Raw genomic sequence first — 18903 nt, 5'->3', positions numbered from 1 at the left:
TGAGTTATCTTCACATAAGTCGAGAAGATGGTCGATTCGGACCGCTGCGGCTTTCTGGGGGATAGGGGTGAATGGCGTTCCAGGAGGATCTCCATCGGGATGGGGCCGGGCCACGCTTTGGTGGTCAGTGGGTACTCCTGGTTGAAGATTCCCGGATGTTTTCCGCCGTTCTGTGCCACCGGCTTCATGCGGAACTCGGGCTGAACGTCAAGCCTTGCTCCTCCCTCAAAGTGCTGAACGAGACTATCGCCCAGTCGCCAAGCGATTACACAATGGCGATTGTCGACCTCAATCTGCCGGACGCGCCCTACGGTGAAGCGCTCGACTGCACTATACAGGCTGGTATTCCGGCCATTGTCTTCACCGCCACTTTCGACCTCGATACGCGCAATCGCATCATGGAGCGCAATGTCATCGATTACGTGCTGAAGGACAATGAGTTCGCGCTCGATAACGTTGTCGCCAGCGTCAGACGGGTATTGTCGAACAGGAAAACGCGGGTTCTTGTGGTCGACGATGTTGATTCCGCGCGCCAGGTCCTTGTCGGGCTGCTCGAAGCGCAGCAATACGTGGTTGTCGAAGCGGCTTCTGGGCTCGAAGCCTTCGCGGCGCTCGAAGCCTACGACGATATTGAGGTTGTCGTCACGGATCATCATATGCCCGACATGAGCGGCTATGAATTGACGCGGCGGATACGGCGGCGCTTCGGCTCGGACAGGCTGCGGATCATCGGGGTCTCATCTTCGAGCGATCGCATGCTTTCTGTGAGCTTTTTGAAGGCCGGCGCATCCGATTTTCTTTACAGGCCGTTCGTGGCCGAAGAACTGCAGTGCCGGATCGCCAACAACGTCGAGACCTTGACACAGTTGAAGCAGCTTCGGGCAGCCGCGGCCTGCGACTATCTGACCGGGCTCTACAATCGCCGCTATTTCTACGATCTCGGGCCGAAGCTGGTGAATGACTGCCTGCGTCAGAAGGCTACGGCCGCCGTTGCGGTGCTGGACATTGATCATTTCAAGCGGCTGAACGACACCTACGGTCATGAGATCGGGGATGAAGTGCTGAAGGCGGTCGCAAATCGGCTGGGGACGATCTTCGAGGGGGACGACAACCTGCTTTCGCGCCTTGGCGGAGAGGAGTTCGCGATCCTGTTCCCGATGATGGACTCGATTGCCGCGAGCAAGCTGTGTGACGAGATACGGTCAGATATCTCACGTCTGAAGGTGATGGCGGATGACGAAGAGCTTTCGGTCACCGTGTCGATCGGCGTTGCCGAAATTTCCGGCTACGAGACCTTCGACAACTATCTGAATGCCGCCGACCAGTTTCTCTATATGGCCAAGCACAAGGGTCGTAATCAGGTCTATTCCGACGCGCGCATGACGGAGGAGGCGGCTCAATAGCCGCCCCGGCTGACATCACGCCGCGATGGCCTGGCGTGCGGTTGCCATCGTCATCTTGCGCTCTGCACGCTCCTGTTGCGGCGAGCGATGATAGAGTTCGCGATAACATTTGGAGAAGTGCGAGGCGGAAACGAAGCCGCAGGCGACAGCCACTTCAACAACCGGCATGGAGGACTGCACGAGCAGATGGCGGGCGCGATCCAGCCTTATTTCCAGATAGTAGCGGGCCGGCGAGCGCCCCATTTCCTGGCGGAACAGCCGTTCGATTTGCCGACGTGACAGGTCGACGCCATCGGCGATCTCCAGAAGTGAGAGCGGTTCGGAAAGGTTGCCCTCCATCAGCTCGATGATGGAAAGAACCTTGGCATTCTGGACGCCGAGGCGCGCACGCAGAGGCAGGCGCTGGCGATCGTTCGGGCTGCGCACGCGATCGGTCAGGTGCTGCTCGCAGACCCGGTTCACCAGCGTTTCGCCGAAATCCTGGCCGATCAAATTCAGCATCATGTCCAGCGAAGCAGTGCCGCCAGCACATGTATAGAGATTGCTGTCCACCTCATAGAGATCGGCGTAGACCTCGGCCTGCGGAAAAGCTTCGGAGAAGCCAGGCAGGTTTTCCCAATGGATCGCACAGCGCTTGCCATTCAGCAGCCCCGCCTGGGCGAGGATATGTGCGCCCGTACAGAGGCTCCCGACGGCGACGCCGCGATTGTAGGATTCGCGCAGCCAAGCGCTGACGGACTTGTTATTGAAGTCTTCGACATCGATACCGGAACAGACCAGCACCATGCTCGGACGGTGCTCGCCACCGAGATTGCGGCGCTCGTCGGCAAGCGACGTATTTGCCTCGATACCGATGCCGCAGGAAGAATAGACCTTTTGCCCGTCAACCGAGGTCAGCCGCCAGGTATAGGCCTGGTAGCCGAGCATACGGTTGGCGATGCGCAGCGTATCGATTGCCGCTGAAAAAGGCAGCATCGTAAACTGCGGAACCATGAAGAAGACGAGAGAGCGTTGCTTATGCGACATCTTATTCATGAGACAAATCCGTGCTCGAGGTCGAATGCACTATTCGTTGCTTGGAATACGTCGTTTCGATATCCTGAAAGCGACATTCTCATGGATAAATGCGGCCGCAAAGAGCAAATTTGCGACATTGCTGAAATTGACGAAGGTCAAATGACGATCGCTGTCGTCAAAAGTTCAAAAAAGGCGATTGCGGAAAATATATGCGTCGGAAATTCAAGATTTAATAAGGTGGCCGTAAAGACGGAAAAAGCGGCGCTGCACGAAGGCGAGGCGCCGCTTTCACACGGGGAGGAATGTCGGATTCATTACATGACCTTGCGTTCATCCGCGTCATCCGCCGACGGCCAGCCAATGTCCTTGCGCATGTCGAAAGGCATGGATTCAATTTCGCGGGCAAGCTGTCGCTGATGCCATGCATGTACCAGCTTGCGGGCATAGTCGACAATATGCAGGTGGGCTTCGCTTGAAGGCGTCTTGGTGTGCCTGAAGGTAATCGTCGTCATGTCCGTTTCCTTTCCTCGTCGGATGACGCTTGTTTCATGGTGAGAATATGGGTGTTTTGCTCCCATCAATCAAACGAATAGAGTTTATGGATATCATCAGTGTTTTTGAATGATGAAGGCGCGCGCGCCGGCCAAGCAGAGGCGCGCTCGTCGCAATTGCGACGATAGAATGGATCGGAAGCATAGTGCCGATTTCGCGGATAAGGGCACGTCGGCCAAGTTGCCAACCTGAGTTCAATTTCGGAGCATTCCAGCTCCTAAGTGGGCGGCCTCACATACGACACCGTATCGAATGCACCCGCCGTTGTTAGGGGCTTGCGGCCGATCCAGCCACGCCAGCTTCGAGACGCGACTCCTGCGATCCGATCACCATCCTGTTCCCACGCCAATCGTAGCTCCCTGCCAACCAGCTCCTCGTCCAGATAATTGGAAGCAAGGCATCGCGCGTAACCATTGCGACGAGTGACAGCGGGGACAGGTGCCAATTCTTACGGACCGTAAGAATAAGCTCCGGTGTGTAGGCGGCGCATAAAACCGCGAAAGCTGTTGCGGGAAGACTACTCCCGGATCCGAAGGCAGCGCTCGTGCACAGCAATAAGGGGGGCACCACACCAAGCAGGATCTCCGGCGCGAAGAAGTGCGGGAAGGTGACGCGCCTTAGCCGCGCCCAACGGCATTGCCTTGCCCAGATCTCGCGGAAGGTCCGTCTGCCCAGGGGCTGCTCGAACGGGCCGGCGACGAGATGTACCTTGAGACCCATGCTGTTCACCAGCTTTGTGGCGGCGGCGTCTTCGGCGATTTCAGCCGCAAGTGCCTGGATGCCTCCGTGGGCGTCGAGCATCTTCTTGCGCCATAGCATGCTCTTGCCCTGCGCGAAGCCGAATCCGAGCGCCTCACCCGCATACTGCCAGCGCGCCTGGTGAGTGTTGAGAAACGCACATTCGACCTCCGCCCAAAACCCGTTGGGACGGGACCCAAGTGGCGTCGAACAGACAAGTCCGCTATCGGGCCGCCATGATGCCAGCAGGCGTGCGAGATAGTCTGTGGGTATCAGGACGTTGGAGTCGGCAAGGACAACCCATTCATGGGACGCCATGTTCCAGCCCTTGACGCAATTGTTGAGTTTCGGATTTGCGCTGATGCGGTCGTCTCCGACAAGGATTTTCGCGCTTGTCAGCGGCTTTGTTCGGAGCGTGTGCTCGACTACACCAATGATGGGATCGCTCCTGTCGGCAACGCAGAAGATGACTTCGTAGTCGGGCCAATCCAGGCTAAGTGCGCTTTGGAGTGTCTCCCGCGAGAACTGTTCCACTCCGCAAAGAGGTATCACGATCGAGACTGAAGGGCGCGCAGAGACGCTTGGCGCCTTGTCTTGGCGGGACCGAAGCCGCCATCCGGCGATCATAAGGCTGAGGGTATTGACTGCCAGCAGGGCACTGGCGACGGCAATGATATACAGCATCAGTCATTCCAACGGTGAACAGCGCCGAATGGAAACGAGTCTCAGCGCTCGGTGCGTTAAGACATCACCGTCACATGACGCGCTGATGACATGTGCCCAGCAACATCTCAGTCCATTCCGAGGTAGCAGGGACCCACCACGACGTCGGCCCGCGCCGCGATGGCAACGCCGCTTAGTAGCAGCTCAGTGCTTTTTCCTTAGAGCCCTCTGAATCTTAACGACCTCGCCCTTCATCAGGATCAGAAAGTGCTTCTTGTCGAGGCGATTGGCGACGTCGCCATCCACCGTCATATAGTCTGTTCTTGGGCTGGCGATGGCTTCATCAGCAATCTTGATCTGTTCGATGACGATGCAGGGATCTCCAGCGTCGCCGGTGCATTTGAACCGCCGCGTTTCCTGGTATTGTGACATCGATACCCCTCCTGGCTGACGCCAAGCATCATCATTACCGAGACGGCGATTTCAAGATTTATTTTAGGTGGCGCTTAATTATCTAAGGGGTGAATGGTGAGCCGAGAGAGAAAAGCCCGGTGCTGGTTTGGACAGCGCCGGGCCTCTGGGACTGCAGTTGAGGGAAACGCAGTCAGTGCAACGACAAAGGGTGCGTTGCATAGGAGGAACGTCGCTCCACACAGGATGTTCCGACAGTGTTGCGTCGTCACGTGGGCCGCTTCCTGGCGGCGCAATCGAACCCTGCCGATAGCCACGGTGGCTGCGGTACCACGGAAACGGGGCGCCGAGCAGCTTAGGTCTGGCGTGGGGCCTCGGCGGTGAACACAAACGCGGACATCCGGCCCTCGATCGGTCCCTTGCCGAAAACCTGTTCAAGTGTATCGGCCACGCGGGCAACGACATCGATTTTCGACTGGCGGGCTTCGATTTCCATGCGGAGCGGGCTACCCCGGCAGAAGGCGGTCGCCACGTCACTTGCCGAGGATGCACGGGCAGTCTTGTCGACCTTCGTGAAAGTCACCGACTGGAAGCCGGCCCGCTCGAGCTCCGACAGGATCGCCTCGGCATCAAAGTAGCCGTGCGGTGTCCGCCGGAAGAAATCCGGCGGATCGTCTGGAAACAGCGCATCCGTCGCAGCCTTGACGGCCTTTGCGAAGGCGTTGTTCTCCACGGAGTCCCAGGTGTTGAAGAGGAACGTCCCCTTCGGCTTCAGTACCCGGAGGATTTCGCGGTAGGCGCGGTGCTTGTCGGGAAAGAACATGACGCCGAACTGGCTTGTGACGGCGTCAAAGATCTGATCGGGGAAGGGCAGGCTCAAGGCGTCGGCCTGTTGCCATGCGACATGCCCTCCGGAATGTCTCAATGCGGCGACATCCAACATGGCTTGGTTCAAATCGGTGGCGATGATTTCGGCGTGCGGAAGCACCGACGATAGCGCACGCGTCAGAGCGCCAGACCCCGCCGCGACTTCGAGAACGCGGTGCGGATGAAGCGGCGCCAGGCGCTGCGCCAGATCGGCCGCATAAGGGTCAAACAGGATCGGTACCAGGTACCGGTCATACGCTGCAGGGATATCACCTTGGAAACACGCGTCATTCATCGCCATGGTCATTACGCTCCGTAGCCGCGCCGCGGACCGTATATTAGAGCCTTTGACCGCGTCTTTGAAGCCGCTGCTGGGGTCTCGCGTCTCAGCGAGGCTCGGTCATGCCAAGAGCTTGCAGGTCGAGATCATCGGCGAGATGTCTCGGCAGCCGTGCCAACTGATCTCGTGTGCGATTGCGCGTCTGGCGGGAGATCTGGCGTGATCTGAATGCGTAAAAGATGTCAAAGATAGCGTTGAGAGTGTTCATCGCGGCCTCCTTTCATCAGTACTAGCCGCTACGAAGGAAGGATATTGTCGGGTTGACTTTCAATCAAACAAAATGATATGGAATTCAAATTCAGAAAAATTGAAAGATGTGACGATGAGCATTCCCTTTCGCCGTCCCATTCCCTTGCTTGATAACGACGTGCTGCGCACCTTCGTTGCCATAGCAGAGACCGGCAATTTTTCCACTGCCGCGGAAGCCGTCTACCGGACACCGTCGGCGGTCTCCATGCAGATCAAGAAGCTGGAGGAGCAACTCGGCGCTACGCTTTTCCTGCGGGATGCGCGGTCCGTCAGCCTGACCCAGCATGGTGAGGTGCTGCTGTCTTATGCGCGCAACATTCTCGCTTTGTCCAACGAGGCGGTTTCGCGGTTCATCATGCCCGAACTAAGCGGCGTGGTGCGGCTCGGTGCGCCGGAGGATATCGGCGAACGACTGCTGCCGCGTATCCTGAAAAGCTTCGCTGAGAGTTTCCCGAGCATTATGGTCGACGTTACCATCGACATGAGCATCGGCCTCAAGAAGCGCATTGAAGAGCAACGCCTGGACCTGGCGCTGATCAATTGCGCGACGCGTCCACTGCCGACTGACGGCGAGATCGTATTTCGCGAGCGGCTGGTGTGGGCTGGCGCCAAGTGCGGTACGGCGCATCGCCGCGATCCGCTGCCGATCTCGATCTGGGAAGATGGCTGCATCTGGCGCTCGGAGGCACTGTCGCAACTTGAGCGCATGAAGCGCGGTTATCGTGTCGCTTTTCTCAGCGGCCACACGATGGCGCAACGGGCAGCTGTGGTTTCCGACCTGGCAATCGCGCCGCTGCCGCGTTCCTATGTCACCGATGAGATGGCGATCCTCGGACTGCAGGAAGGATTGCCCGAGCTTGGTTCCTTCGACATCAGGCTGCTCACCGCATCGCAGATGAACAGCCCGATGCGGGCTGTGGCCGAAAGTATCCGCTTTGCCTTTGCCGAAAAAGCAAAAGCCGTTGCTGCTTGACAACTAAGCGGGGACCTCTTTTCTTCCTCCGGGGTTTAACGCGCGTGGCGGGAGTCGCCCGCGCCCGGACGATTGAGAAGGAAGGATTTCATAATGACGACAATGGCTAAGATCGGCTCCGCCCTCGCAATACTGCTCGTGCTTTCTTCGTGTGGAAACACGATTCGCGGCATCGGTCGCGACACGGCAAATGCCGTAAACGCGACTCAGGATGCAGGTCGTTCGGTCGGTCGCGCGGCCACGAGGTAATACGGCGTCAGATCGCTGCCGGCGGGTAGGCCTTTTCCAGCCCGCCGGAACGCGAAAGCCCGGTCCGGAAAGCTGCATAGACGGGATGCTGGCTTGATTTTGCGGCCTCCATGAGGCGTATCCTGCAGGCGAACGGGTGCTGCCTCGCCAATCCATTTCCCAACGTGATCGAGTTTCAATGTGTTCAGGAACGATGCGCTCGCGGCGTTGTCCAGGTGGCGGTGGAGGCCATCGATGAGGTTCTCATCCTGTGCCGAGTTTTCCATCAGCAGGACAATGTAGGCTTTCTCCTGTTCACCGAAGCTCGCAAACTTTGAGGCGATCGTATCTCGGTCTGGAAATGGAGCAGGTGTCATCTCTATTCTCCTGGTCTGGGCAAACGCGACTTTGCACGATTCGGGCACAAGCAGTCGCTGCTTATAGGAAAACCACAACGCCACAGGGAAGACGTTCTCGTCGCGCGTTCACTCTCATGCGCGGATCTATCGTCCGGCGGGCTCGCCTTAAAGCCCGGCCTTGACCTTCTGGGCGACATCGGCAGGAACCCATTTGGTCCACAGGGCGGCATAGTTCTGGAGGAAATAGATCGTGGCCTCCTCGTTGCTCTTGTGGTTCTCATCCTGCCAGGCAAGCACTTCGTTGATCGTCGTGTTGTCCCATGAGCGGACCTTGAGATAATCCATCGCCGACCCGGCCCGATCGGCGAAGCCCTTGGTCACGATCGTGTAGGCCCTGGAGACTGGGTAGGAGTTCACCTGCGGTCGAGCGCAGCCAGGGACCGATGTGCAGCTGTCCCATTCTGCCTTGTTATGACCGACGCCGAAGCTGAGGAGAGTCATGTCGTATTTGCCGAGGATGGCTGTCGGGGCCCAATAGTAGCCAAGCCAACCGGTCTTTTTCTGGAATGCGGCTGCGATGGAATCATCAAGTTCCTGCGGGCTGCTGGTTTCGACAAGCTGAAACCCGTTCTTGTCGGCTCCCAGCGCGCGGAACAGATTTGACGTCGATATCTGGCAACTCCAGCCGACGGGACAACTATAGACCGCGCCCTGCGATGAATTGCCCGGTGCCGGGAAAAGTTCGGGATGCTTGAGTGCGTCCTCTACGCTGCGGATCTCCGGATTGGCATCGGCGATGAATTTCGGTATCCACCAGCCCTCGACGGCGCCCTCCGAGAGGATTTCGGCCGCCTGGATCAACTTGCCCTCCTTGACTGCGCTATCGAGTTCGGTGCGCACTGAATTGATCCAGAACTCGGACGCGATATCCGGCTCACCTTTTCCGTTCATCGAGAGGAAAGTCGGCATCGTGTCACCCGGGACGATCTTGACCGAGCAGCCGTAACCCTTCTCGAGAATGAACTTATCGAAGTTGGCGGCAATACCGGCCGAGGCCCATTTCATTTCAGCGATGGCGACGTTGCCGCATTCGGCAGCCTGCGCGGTAGCGGCGGCTGCACAAACTCCTGCGGCGAGCAGGATTGACGTGCAGAGAAATCTCATCTTGCGTTCCCATTCTTGCTGCAGCGGCCACAACCTAGGCGTTCCACACCTTGCGGAGGTCCTCGTGCTGTTGTCCGGGCTTTTGCGGTGGCGCTCGTCTTGGCGCCTTGGAAGGCAGCCTACGCGTTCGGTTGCGGAAATCAATTGTCTTCTGTGCTTGAGGCGTGAAGTCTAAACATCTGATTTAATATCGTTAATGCTAGTCTCACCAAAAGATTACCGCGAGCGTTCAGAGATTGTGTTGGTAGACTTGGCAGCGGCGCCTCGATCGAGAAGAAAAGTCAGAAAATGCCAAAATTCATCTTTGCTTAAGGGCTTGCTAACCCTCCGGTAACAATGTGGCGCTATCTGTTGTTGCGTAGCGGGGGACACCGCTGCTTCTCCGGATCAGGTAGTGCGTCCCGGGGAACGTGAGCTTCGCCGTGTGTGGGCGAATGCGCCAGCGTATTTCGGCAGGCCGCGCAACCTTCAACGGTTGACGCGGCCTTCGCATTTTCGGCGCCTGCGATTGACCGCAACCTTGACGTCGTTGTAGGCCGAGGCGAATTTCTCCGGAGTTCTGCGACAATGACCAAGGCCATCATGCTCCAGGGTACCGGCTCCGACGTCGGCAAGACCGTTCTTGTTGCGGGGCTTTGCCGGCTTGCTGCCAATCGCGGCCTTTCGGTCCGTCCCTTCAAGCCCCAGAACATGTCAAACAATGCCGCTGTCGCTGATGACGGTGGTGAGATCGGCCGGGCGCAATGGCTGCAGTCGCTCGCTGCGCGGGTACCGTCCTCCGTGCACATGAATCCTGTGTTGCTCAAGCCGCAATCCGAATACGGCAGCCAGATCATCGTCCAAGGCAAGGTCTGGGGGCAGGCCAAAGGGCGGGACTATCAAAAACTCAAGCCCGCACTCCTCGACTACGTGATGCAGAGCTTTTCCGAAGTTTCGATCAGAGCAGATCTTGTCATTGTGGAAGGCGCCGGCTCGCCTGCCGAAATCAATCTCAGGGCCGGCGATATCGCCAATATGGGATTTGCGGCACGCGCCGGCGTGCCCGTCGTCCTGGTGGGCGATATCGATCGGGGCGGCGTGATCGCTTCGCTAGTCGGCACGCATACGATCCTATCAGGGGAAGACCGGGCAATGATATCCGGCTACATCATCAACAAGTTCCGCGGCGACGTTTCGCTGTTCGATGCAGGGATCGATGCTGTACGGGATCATACCGGGTGGCCATGCTTCGGTGTGGTGCCGTGGCTCAAATACGCTTCGCAATTGCCGGCCGAGGACTCGGTGGCGCTGGAGCGCCTGGCACGAGGCGGTACGGCTGCGCTGAGGATTGCCGTACCGGTGTTTTCCCGCATCGCGAATTTCGACGATCTGGATCCGCTGGCTGCGGAGCCGGATGTCGAGTTGGTTTTTGTCCGCCCCGGCGAGCGGCTGCCGTCGGACGCCCGTCTGGTCATCCTGCCCGGTTCGAAGTCGACGATATCGGATCTGGCGGATATGCGCACGCAAGGTTGGGATGCCGATCTCCTGGCCCATGTGAAACGGGGTGGCCGGGTCATCGGCATTTGCGGCGGCTATCAGATGCTCGGACGTAAGGTCCGCGACCCCTTGGGCATCGAGGGAGATGCGGTGGAGACTACCGGTCTCGGCCTACTGGATGTCGAGACGGAGATGGCACCGGAAAAGACGGTGCGGAACAGCGTCGCCGTGACGGTGGAAGACGGCGCGCCGCTTGCAGGCTATCAGATCCACCTCGGCATCACCGTCGGAGAGGATTGCGGCCGGCCGTTCGCGATCATCGATGGAAAGCCGGACGGTGCAGTATCTGCAGACGGCCGGATTGCCGGCACATATCTGCACGGGCTCTTCACGAGTGACATTTATCGTTCCCATTTGCTGCGGAGTCTCGGTCTTTCGGGCGAAACGAACGATTACCGTGCGGGTGTCGAAAAGGCCCTTGACGACATTGCGGCCGAGTTGGAAGCCTGTCTTGACCGGCGCTGGCTTGACAAGCTCTTCGGCTAGATCTCGCCAGATATTTCGCGGCGGCGGCGATCTAGTTCTTCGCTATAGCGGCGGAGCGTATAGGCCTCGCTCAGTTGCCCGACAACCTTGCGCTCAATCAGATTGTTGACGACGGCCAGCGCTTCGCTTTCGGTCTTGTCGAAGATGGCGGCTGCCTGCTTGGCGTTCATCTGCGGCTGCAGGAAATCGTTCTTGTAGCGGATGAATTCGCTGAGATCCTTGCCGGTGTCGTCGGTGTCGGTCAGGTTCGCGTAAATATCGGGAACGAGCACCAGGCCGCTATATTTGCCCGTGTCGTCCACCAGGACGACGCGCTGCGCCGAACCAATGGGGAAGCGCTCCTTGAACTCGTCGATCGAGAGCGTGGCGTTGGCGGTCTTCACATCGGCGCGCATCAGCCGGCCGACCGTCAGGTTGCGAATCCAGCCGACATCGTGGGCGCTGCGAATGCTCTCGCCGCGCAGGTGGAAGCGCCATGTTGCGAAGGAGTAGCCGAAGGTGCTGCGCACGACGAGTGAGGACGTGATGACGGCCGCAAGGACAAGCGCGGTGATTGGAAAGTCGCCGGTGATCTCCAGCGCCAGGAACGTCATCGTCAGGGGGCCGCCAATAACGGCGACTGCGAGCGAACTCATGCCGACGACCGCGTAGATGACGGGTGTCAGCGTCGCGTGGGCGAAATAGGGTGCGGAATAGGCAAATAGCTTGCCGAGCAACGCCCCCATGAACAGCGACGCGAAGAAGAGGCCGCCTCTGAAACCCGAGCCGATCGAGATCGCGGAGGCGAAGGCTTTGAGGAGAAGCAACCCAATGAGGACCGGAATAGCGACATCGCGCCCGAGATTGAGGTGCAGCGCTCCGTGTCCCGCTGACAGGACCTGCGGCGTGATAAGGGCCAGCAGACCGACGACGATGCCGCCAAGGGCGGGGCGCAGCGGCGTTGCGATGGAACTCCGGCGCGCCAGTTCCTCGATCGAGGCGACGCCCTGCATGATGAGAATGCCAACGCCCGCGCAGACGGCACCGAGTAGCAGAGCCGGGACATAGTCCGCCGGCATGACCGAGCCGAATTCGCCAACATCGATCAGGAAATCGCTGCCGGCCAGCAGCCGCGCAACCTGGGTCGCGACCAGTGCGGAAACGACGACCGGCGTCAGCGAGACGATGGTGTATGTGCCAATGATGAGCTCGAAGGCATAGAAGGCGCCGGTCAGCGGCGCATTGAAGGCCGCGGCAATCGCACCGGCCGCGCCGCATCCGACGAGAACGCGCAGGTCCGACCGGCGAAGCTGCAACTTCAGGCCAAGCTTCGAGGCCAGACCGGCCGCCAACTGTGTGTAGCCGGCTTCCAGGCCCACCGAAGCGCCGAATCCGTTCGAAATAAGGTTCTGGACGGCCACCAGAATGCTGTCGGTGAGCGATAGCCGACCGCCATGCAGAGCGTTTGCCTCGATCGGGTCCACCATCGGCTTCTTACGGGTCTTGGCGAGGATGAACAGCAAAAGACCGAGCAGGATGCCGCCGCAAACCGGTGCCGTCAGTAGCAGGAACTTGTTATCGATCTGCGAGGAGCTCAGCCTCTCGACGTCGCTGATTCCGAAGATCAGCCTGTGCATTGCACGGGAGGCCAGGCTCATGCCTGTCACAGCCAGCCCGGAGATCACCCCGACGATCGCGCCGGCGATAACCATCCCCATTTCGCTCCGCCGCAGCAGAGCGCGCATCCGCCCGATATCGAGGAGGGTGTGAAACGGGCCGAAGCGGCGGATATCGACTTTCAGGAGCATGGCAGAGAAACTAGGCGGGCGCTGGTGCGGTCAAGTGCGGTGAGGGGAAGGGCAATCAGTGGCGCGACCCGCTTGCGATGCAATTGCGGCAAAAGACCGGCGCTAGCAACAATTATTTGTGACGTAAGCCACTGATAAAAGACGATAAATATGGTAGAGAAGGTCGTCTTGACCGCGGCCCGAGGCATGCAACGTCGTTGTCGTGAGTGATGGCTCACGATTGACTTCGCCAGTGGCCTTGCCTAACGATGACTTCATAACGGATGGTTCCGGACCGGTTGAATCGGTACGGATGAAAAGGGAATGTGAAGCGGTGGACCCAATCCGGGCACCGTCATCATAGCCGACCCCGCGACTGTAGAGCGGTCAGGGTTTTCCGTCCGGCGTTGGTTCCCCGTGGTTGACGGTCTGCAATAGTGCAGGCGGGCGGCGCGGAAGCGGCGACGGAAAAGTCACTGGCAGTGCATCATGATCAACCGGGGCTGGACGCCTCTTACGTCTACGAATCGTCCGCCTTTTCATGAAATGCAGCCGGGAAGGCGAGGAAGATCCGCTAGCACGATCTGGGCGACCGGTTTCCGGTCTGCCCCGATCGCGGCTAAAATCCGCGAGCCAGGAGACCTGCCAATCGTGCCGGGCGAACAGCCCATTCCTGGGCGATGCCCGCTGCCAGCACGGAGGTTGTCATGGCTGAAAGAGAGATTTTCCGGCTGCGTTTTGCAGCCGCTCCGGCTTCTCGCGGAAGACTTCCGCAGATCGGACAGTACTTTCCATGAGCCCGATATCATCCGGCGCGACCTTCGTCTTGGGCGGTGCGCGCTCTGGAAAATCACGTTTTGCCGAGCAGTTGGTCGTTTCGACCGGTCTGGAGCGCCATTATGTGGCAACGGGCCGGGCTTGGGACGACGAGATGCGCGTCCGGATCGACAAGCACAAAGCCGATCGTGGCCATCTGTGGCATACCCAGGAAGAACCGCTCGATCTTGTCGGATGCCTGCGGGCGATCGACGGCGAGGGGCGGGCGATCCTTGTCGATTGCCTGACGCTTTGGGTCACCAATCTGATGATGGAGCAGCGCGACATTGGGGCAGAGTTCGCCTCGCTTGCCGCGTACGTGCCTACGGCGCGTGCGCGCCTCGTCATCGTTTCCAATGAGGTCGGTCTGGGCATCGTTCCGGAAAACCGCATGGCGCGGGAGTTCCGGGATCATGCCGGCCGCTTGCATCAAATGATCGCGGCTGAAGCCGCGGATGTGTATTTTATCGCGGCAGGTCTGCCGCTGAAGATGAAGGGTTGAATTTCATGAACCAGCAGAAAATCCCGGCGACCGTGATCACCGGCTTTCTCGGCGCCGGCAAGACGACGATGATCCGCAATCTGCTTTCCAATACGAACGGCAAGAAGATCGCGCTGATTATCAACGAGTTCGGCGATCTCGGCGTCGACGGCGAGGTGCTCAAGGGCTGCGGCGCCGAAAACTGCACCGAGGACGATATCATCGAGCTCACCAATGGCTGCATCTGCTGCACGGTTGCCGACGACTTCATTCCGACGATGACGAAGCTTTTGGAACGCGAACAGCGCCCCGACCACATCGTCATCGAAACCTCCGGCCTCGCGCTGCCCCAGCCGCTCGTTGCCGCCTTCAACTGGCCCGACATCCGCACGCAGGTCACCGTCGATGGCGTGGTCACCGTCGTCGATAGCGCCGCCGTTGCCGCCGGGCGCTTTGCCGACGATCACGATGCCGTCGAGGCCCGCCGCGTGGAGGACGAGTCGCTCGACCACGAAAGCCCGATCGAGGAGCTTTTCGAGGATCAACTGACCTGCGCCGATCTGATCGTGCTCAACAAGACCGATCTTCTCGATGCGGCAGGCCTCGGTCGCGTGCGCGACGAGGTCGCTTCCCGTATTGCCCGCAAGCCTGTCATGATCGAGGCACGCAATGGCGAGGTTCCGGCGAGCGTGCTGCTCGGGCTCGGCGTCGGTACCGAAGACGATGTAGTCAACCGCAAGTCCCATCATGAACTCGAGCACCAGGACGGCGTACCGCACGACCACGACGAGTTCGACAGCTTTGTCGTGGAACTCGGCCCCGTTGCCGATCCTGCCGCCTTCGTGGGCGCGTTGAAGTCGATCATCGGCCAGCATGACGTGCTGCGCCTCAAGGGATTCGTCGATGTTCCTGGCAAGCCGATGCGCCTGCAAGTCCAGGCGGTTGGAACCCGCATCGACCACTATTTCGATCGCGCCTGGGCGCCCGGCGAAGCGCGCGGTACCCGCCTGGTCGTCATCGGCCTGCACGAGATGGACGAAGCGGCGGTGCGCAAGGCGATAGAAGCGCTGGCATAAGGCAGACCAATGCATCTGCTCCTGGCACAGCAGGGAACGATAAGTGACGGCGAGGAGGCGATCGATCTCGGTCAGTCTCCCGGCGATGTCCTCTTTTTGTCGGCGGCCGACACCGAGCTTGCTGCAGTGGCGGCCGCGTATGACGAGGCGGCCGCTGGCTTCGGGCTGCGGCTGGCAAGCCTGATGAGCTTGAAGCATCCGATGTCGGTCGACGCCTATATCGAGCGGACGGCCCGGCATGCGAAGCTGATCGTCGTCAGGGCGTTGGGTGGCGCAAGCTATTTCCACTATGCACTCGAGGCGCTTCATGCGGCGGCAGCGCGCCATGGCGCGCTTATCGCCGTACTGCCGGGAGATTCGAAGCCGGACGCGGGTTTGACGCCGTTTTCGAATGTTCCGCTTGAAGACTTAAATGCCCTCTGGGCCTATCTCATCGAAGGTGGCGACGCCAATTCACGTGCGTTTCTCGCTTATGCCGGCGCGATGCTATCAGGCGCTGAAAAGCCCGAAGCGGCATCGCCGCTGATGAAGGCCGGGATCTGGTGGCCCGGCAAGGGCGTCGTCGGTGTCGAGGAGTGGAAAGCGGCATGCGATGAGCGGCTTCGATTCCTGCAGGGGGCGTCGCATTCGCCTGTCGTTGCAGTCAGCTTTTATCGGGCGCTCGTGCAGAGCGGCGAGACCAGGCCTGTCGAAGCCTTGATCGATACGCTGCTGGCCGAAGGCATCCGGCCGCTGCCGGTGTTTGCCTATAGTCTCAAGGACCCCGTCTCGAAGGGCATTCTCGAAAGTGTCTTTGACCTCATCAAACCCGAAGTGGTGATCAACACGACTGGCTTTGCCGTATCTGCGCCGGGCGCGGATCGTGAACCGACCGTGTTGGAAGCCAACGACGCGGTCGTGCTTCAGGCGATCTTTTCGGCTTCGTCGCGTCAGGCCTGGGCCACCTCCTCGCAGGGCCTCACCGCGCGCGATCTTGGAATGAATGTTGCGCTGCCTGAAGTGGACGGACGGGTGCTTGCCCGCGCGGTCTCCTTCAAATCCGCGGCTCGCTACGATGCGAGGGTCGAGGCCAACATTGTCGGCAGCGAGCCCGATATCGAGCGGATGCACTATACGGCCCGGCTTGCTGCCAACTGGGCGACGCTGCGCACGACATCTGCCGGCGACCGGCGCATTGCGCTTGTCATGGCCAACTATCCAAACCGCGATGGCAGGCTCGGCAATGGCGTCGGGCTGGACACGCCTGCCGGCACCGTCGAGGTGCTGAAGGCAATGCGTGCCGCCGGTTATAGAGTGGCGGATGTGCCGGATGATGGCGACGCGCTGATCCGGCGGCTTATGGAAGGCCCGACAAATTCCGGCACGGATGGGAAGCTTGTCCGCGAAGTGCTTTCCTTGAGTCGTTACAAAGCTTTCTTCGCAAGTCTTCCCAAAACGATTCAGGATGAAATCGGTGCGCGCTGGGATGCGCCCGAGACCGATCCCTATGTGCTGAACGGCGCTTTTGCGCTGCCGTTCATGCGGCTTGGGGAGGTGCTGGTCGGCATCCAGCCGGCGCGGGGCTACAACATCGATCCGAAGGAAAGCTATCATTCGCCGGATCTTGTGCCGCCGCACGGCTATCTCGCCTTCTACGCTTTCCTTCGCCACGAGTTCGGCGCGCACGCCGTCATCCACATGGGCAAGCACGGCAATCTCGAGTGGCTGCCGGGCAAGGCGCTGGCGCTCTCCGAGGAATGCTATCCGGAAGCCATCCTCGGCCCGATGCCGCATCTCTATCCCTTCATCGTCAATGATCCCGGCGAGGGAACTCAGGCGAAGCGTCGCGCTGGCGCCGTGATCATCGACCATCTGACACCGCCGCTGACACGTGCCGAGAGCTACGGGCCACTGAAGGATCTGGAGGCGCTGGTCGACGAATACTACGAGGCGTCAGGTGGCGATCCGCGCCGCATTCGGCTTCTCAGCAAGCAGATTCTCGACCTCGTGGCGGACATAGGTCTCGACCGCGATGCCGGTATCAACAAAGGCGAGAGCGAAACCGAAGCGCTGAAGAAGCTCGATGCCTATCTCTGCGACCTCAAGGAGATGCAGATTCGCGATGGCCTGCATGTGTTCGGCGTCTCGCCTCAGGGCCGATTGCTGACCGATCTGACGGTGGCATTGGCTCGGGTCCCGCGGGGCCTCGGCCAGGACGGCGACCGCAGCCTCCAGCGGGCGATTGCCGCAGATATCGGCCTGAATTTCGACCCTCTCGACTGCGACATGGCCGAGCCTTGGGCCGGGCCGCTTCCGGATAGTCTTGCCGATACCACAGACGCGATCTGGCGAACGAACGGCGATACTGTCGAGCGGATCGAACTGCTTGCGGCAAGGCTGGTCGCAGGCGAGTTCGCTTGCCCGGAGGATTGGGAGGCCACACGCGCCGTGCTTGCGGAGATCGAAATGCGGCTCAAGCCCGCCATTTTGGCCTGCGGGGCTGCCGAGATCGAAGGTCTGCTCCGGGGGCTCGACGGCCGTTTCGTGGCGCCCGGGCCGTCGGGTGCGCCGACGCGAGGACGCCCGGATGTACTGCCGACTGGGCGAAACTTTTACTCGCTCGACAGCCGCGCGGTTCCGACGCCGGCCGCTTACGAGCTAGGGAGGAAGTCCGCCGAATTGCTGATCCGCCGCTATGTGCAGGATCACGGCGAATGGCCGGTGTCCTTCGGCCTGACCGCCTGGGGCACTTCGAACATGCGCACCGGCGGCGATGATATTGCACAGGCTCTGGCCCTGATCGGCGTGAAGCCGGTCTGGGACATGACCTCGCGGCGCGTCACCGGCTACGAAGTCATTCCGCCGGCGCTGCTGCGCCGCCCGCGTGTCGACGTGACGTTGCGCATTTCCGGCTTTTTCAGAGATGCCTTTCCCGAACAGATCGCGCTGTTCGACAAGGCCGTCCGTGCGGTCGGCGCGCTCGACGAGGATGCGGTGGACAATCCGATTGCCGAGCGCATGCGTGGAGAGGCGGCGCGGCTCGAGGCTGCCGGTCTGGACGCGACGCAAGCGGGTCGTCGCGCCGGCTATCGTATCTTCGGCTCAAAGCCGGGGGCCTACGGCGCTGGCTTGCAGGCATTGATCGATGAAAAGGGATGGGAGCGTCGCGCCGATCTGGCCGAAGCCTATCTCGTCTGGGGTAGCTATGCTTACGGTGCCGGCGAAGAGGGCCGGGCGGAGCGTGGCGTCTTCGAAGAGCGCCTGCGCTCGATCCAGGCTGTCGTCCAGAACCAGGACAATCGCGAGCACGACCTTCTGGACAGCGACGACTACTACCAGTTCGAGGGCGGGATGGCGGCTGCAGCCGAAATGCTGGCGGGCGATCGGCCATCGATCTACCACAACGATCATTCGAGGCCGGAAAAGCCGGTCATCCGATCGTTGGAAGAGGAGATCGGGCGTGTTGTGCGTGGCCGCGTGGTTAATCCGAAGTGGATCGATGGCGTTATTCGCCATGGCTACAAAGGAGCCTTTGAGATCGCTGCGACTGTCGATTATCTTTTCGCCTTTGCCGCGACGACGGGAGCGGTGGGCAATCATCATTTCGAAGCCGTCTATCAGGCCTTCGTGGTCGATCCGAAGGTGCGCGATTTCATAGTCGAGAAAAACCCTGCCGCCTTCGACGACATGAAGGAGCGACTGCTCGAGGCCATCGATCGGCACCTTTGGACGCCGCGAAGCAATTCGGCGCGGTTTGATCTTTCTGACACATTCAAGCTTGCATCCGGGGAAAATTGAG

15 protein-coding genes, 1 pseudogene and 1 riboswitch are annotated in these 18903 nt (G+C 60.0%); of the genes and pseudogenes, 7 read left to right on the top strand and 9 right to left on the bottom strand.

The features are described 5' to 3' along the window. The first annotated feature begins 71 nt into the window (after positions 1 to 71). Positions 72 to 1403 carry a GGDEF domain-containing response regulator gene (locus PMI09_RS02145; protein WP_007788401.1) on the top strand — a complete coding sequence of 444 codons (1332 nt, stop codon included), beginning with the start codon at positions 72 to 74 and terminating at the stop codon, positions 1401 to 1403. Positions 1404 to 1418: 15 nt separating this feature from the next. Here PMI09_RS02145 and PMI09_RS02140 read toward each other — a convergent pair whose 3' ends face one another. The 6 genes from PMI09_RS02140 to PMI09_RS31635 all read right to left on the bottom strand — a co-directional run bounded on the left by PMI09_RS02140 (position 1419) and on the right by PMI09_RS31635 (position 6199). After that, on the bottom strand, positions 1419 to 2438 hold the full coding sequence (locus tag PMI09_RS02140) for a GlxA family transcriptional regulator (protein WP_007788400.1): 1020 nt from the start codon (positions 2436 to 2438) through the stop codon (positions 1419 to 1421). Between the two features lie 296 nt (positions 2439 to 2734). After that, entirely contained in the window at positions 2735 to 2932 is a 198-nt protein-coding gene (locus PMI09_RS02135) for a hypothetical protein (protein ID WP_007788397.1), read from the bottom strand. Positions 2933 to 3239: 307 nt separating this feature from the next. Then, positions 3240 to 4394, bottom strand: coding sequence for a glycosyltransferase (locus PMI09_RS02130; protein ID WP_007788394.1), 1155 nt, complete (start codon positions 4392 to 4394; stop codon positions 3240 to 3242). A gap of 183 nt (positions 4395 to 4577) precedes the next feature. Continuing rightward, the gene (locus PMI09_RS02125) at positions 4578 to 4805 is read right to left on the bottom strand and encodes a hypothetical protein (RefSeq protein ID WP_007788392.1); all 228 of its coding nucleotides are present in this window, start codon (positions 4803 to 4805) and stop codon (positions 4578 to 4580) included. Positions 4806 to 5139: 334 nt separating this feature from the next. Next, positions 5140 to 5952, bottom strand: a complete 813-nt coding sequence (locus PMI09_RS02120) for a class I SAM-dependent methyltransferase (protein WP_007788390.1) — start codon at positions 5950 to 5952, stop codon at positions 5140 to 5142. Positions 5953 to 6037: 85 nt separating this feature from the next. After that, on the bottom strand, positions 6038 to 6199 hold the full coding sequence (locus PMI09_RS31635) for a hypothetical protein (RefSeq protein WP_007788387.1): 162 nt from the start codon (positions 6197 to 6199) through the stop codon (positions 6038 to 6040). Between the two features lie 72 nt (positions 6200 to 6271). Here PMI09_RS31635 and PMI09_RS02115 point away from each other — a divergent pair, with 72 nt between their 5' ends. Together PMI09_RS02115 and PMI09_RS31960 are read left to right on the top strand one after the other, a co-directional pair. Next, positions 6272 to 7213, top strand: coding sequence for a LysR family transcriptional regulator (locus PMI09_RS02115; RefSeq protein WP_183721624.1), 942 nt, complete (start codon positions 6272 to 6274; stop codon positions 7211 to 7213). A gap of 93 nt (positions 7214 to 7306) precedes the next feature. Next, entirely contained in the window at positions 7307 to 7462 is a 156-nt protein-coding gene (locus PMI09_RS31960) for an entericidin A/B family lipoprotein (protein ID WP_007788385.1), read from the top strand. Between the two features lie 7 nt (positions 7463 to 7469). Here PMI09_RS31960 and PMI09_RS02105 read toward each other — a convergent pair. Both PMI09_RS02105 and PMI09_RS02100 read right to left on the bottom strand, forming a co-directional pair. Then, positions 7470 to 7818 (bottom strand): annotated as a pseudogene (locus tag PMI09_RS02105) (hypothetical protein). A gap of 147 nt (positions 7819 to 7965) precedes the next feature. Continuing rightward, complete coding sequence (locus PMI09_RS02100) at positions 7966 to 8964, bottom strand: glycine betaine ABC transporter substrate-binding protein (protein WP_007788383.1); 999 nt, start codon at positions 8962 to 8964, stop codon at positions 7966 to 7968. A gap of 567 nt (positions 8965 to 9531) precedes the next feature. Between PMI09_RS02100 and PMI09_RS02095 the strand changes: the two genes are divergently transcribed. Continuing rightward, entirely contained in the window at positions 9532 to 10986 is a 1455-nt protein-coding gene (locus PMI09_RS02095) for a cobyric acid synthase (RefSeq protein ID WP_007788382.1), read from the top strand. On the opposite strand, the gene PMI09_RS02090 is transcribed toward PMI09_RS02095, so the two are convergent. After that, entirely contained in the window at positions 10983 to 12773 is a 1791-nt protein-coding gene (locus PMI09_RS02090) for a chloride channel protein (protein ID WP_007788381.1), read from the bottom strand. The genes PMI09_RS02095 and PMI09_RS02090 overlap by 4 nt on opposite strands. A 247-nt stretch (positions 12774 to 13020) precedes the next feature. Next, positions 13021 to 13416: riboswitch (cobalamin riboswitch) on the top strand. Between the two features lie 129 nt (positions 13417 to 13545). Between PMI09_RS02090 and cobU the strand changes: the two genes are divergently transcribed. From cobU to cobN, 3 genes are read left to right on the top strand one after another with little or no spacing between them, the layout of a single operon-like run. Beyond that, the gene (gene cobU / locus PMI09_RS02085) at positions 13546 to 14070 is read left to right on the top strand and encodes a bifunctional adenosylcobinamide kinase/adenosylcobinamide-phosphate guanylyltransferase (protein WP_007788380.1); all 525 of its coding nucleotides are present in this window, start codon (positions 13546 to 13548) and stop codon (positions 14068 to 14070) included. A 5-nt stretch (positions 14071 to 14075) separates the two neighbouring features. Then, on the top strand, positions 14076 to 15125 hold the full coding sequence (cobW, locus tag PMI09_RS02080; RefSeq protein ID WP_007788378.1) for a cobalamin biosynthesis protein CobW: 1050 nt from the start codon (positions 14076 to 14078) through the stop codon (positions 15123 to 15125). 9 nt (positions 15126 to 15134) lie between these two features. Then, entirely contained in the window at positions 15135 to 18902 is a 3768-nt protein-coding gene (gene cobN, locus PMI09_RS02075) for a cobaltochelatase subunit CobN (RefSeq protein ID WP_007788376.1), read from the top strand. Position 18903 lies beyond the last annotated feature (1 nt).

Origin of the sequence: Rhizobium sp. CF122 (assembly GCF_000282035.1) — a bacterium.
GTDB lineage: Bacteria > Pseudomonadota > Alphaproteobacteria > Rhizobiales > Rhizobiaceae > Rhizobium.
The sequence above is the reverse complement of the archived record's forward strand: the minus strand, read 5'-3'. Positions and strand labels throughout refer to the sequence as shown.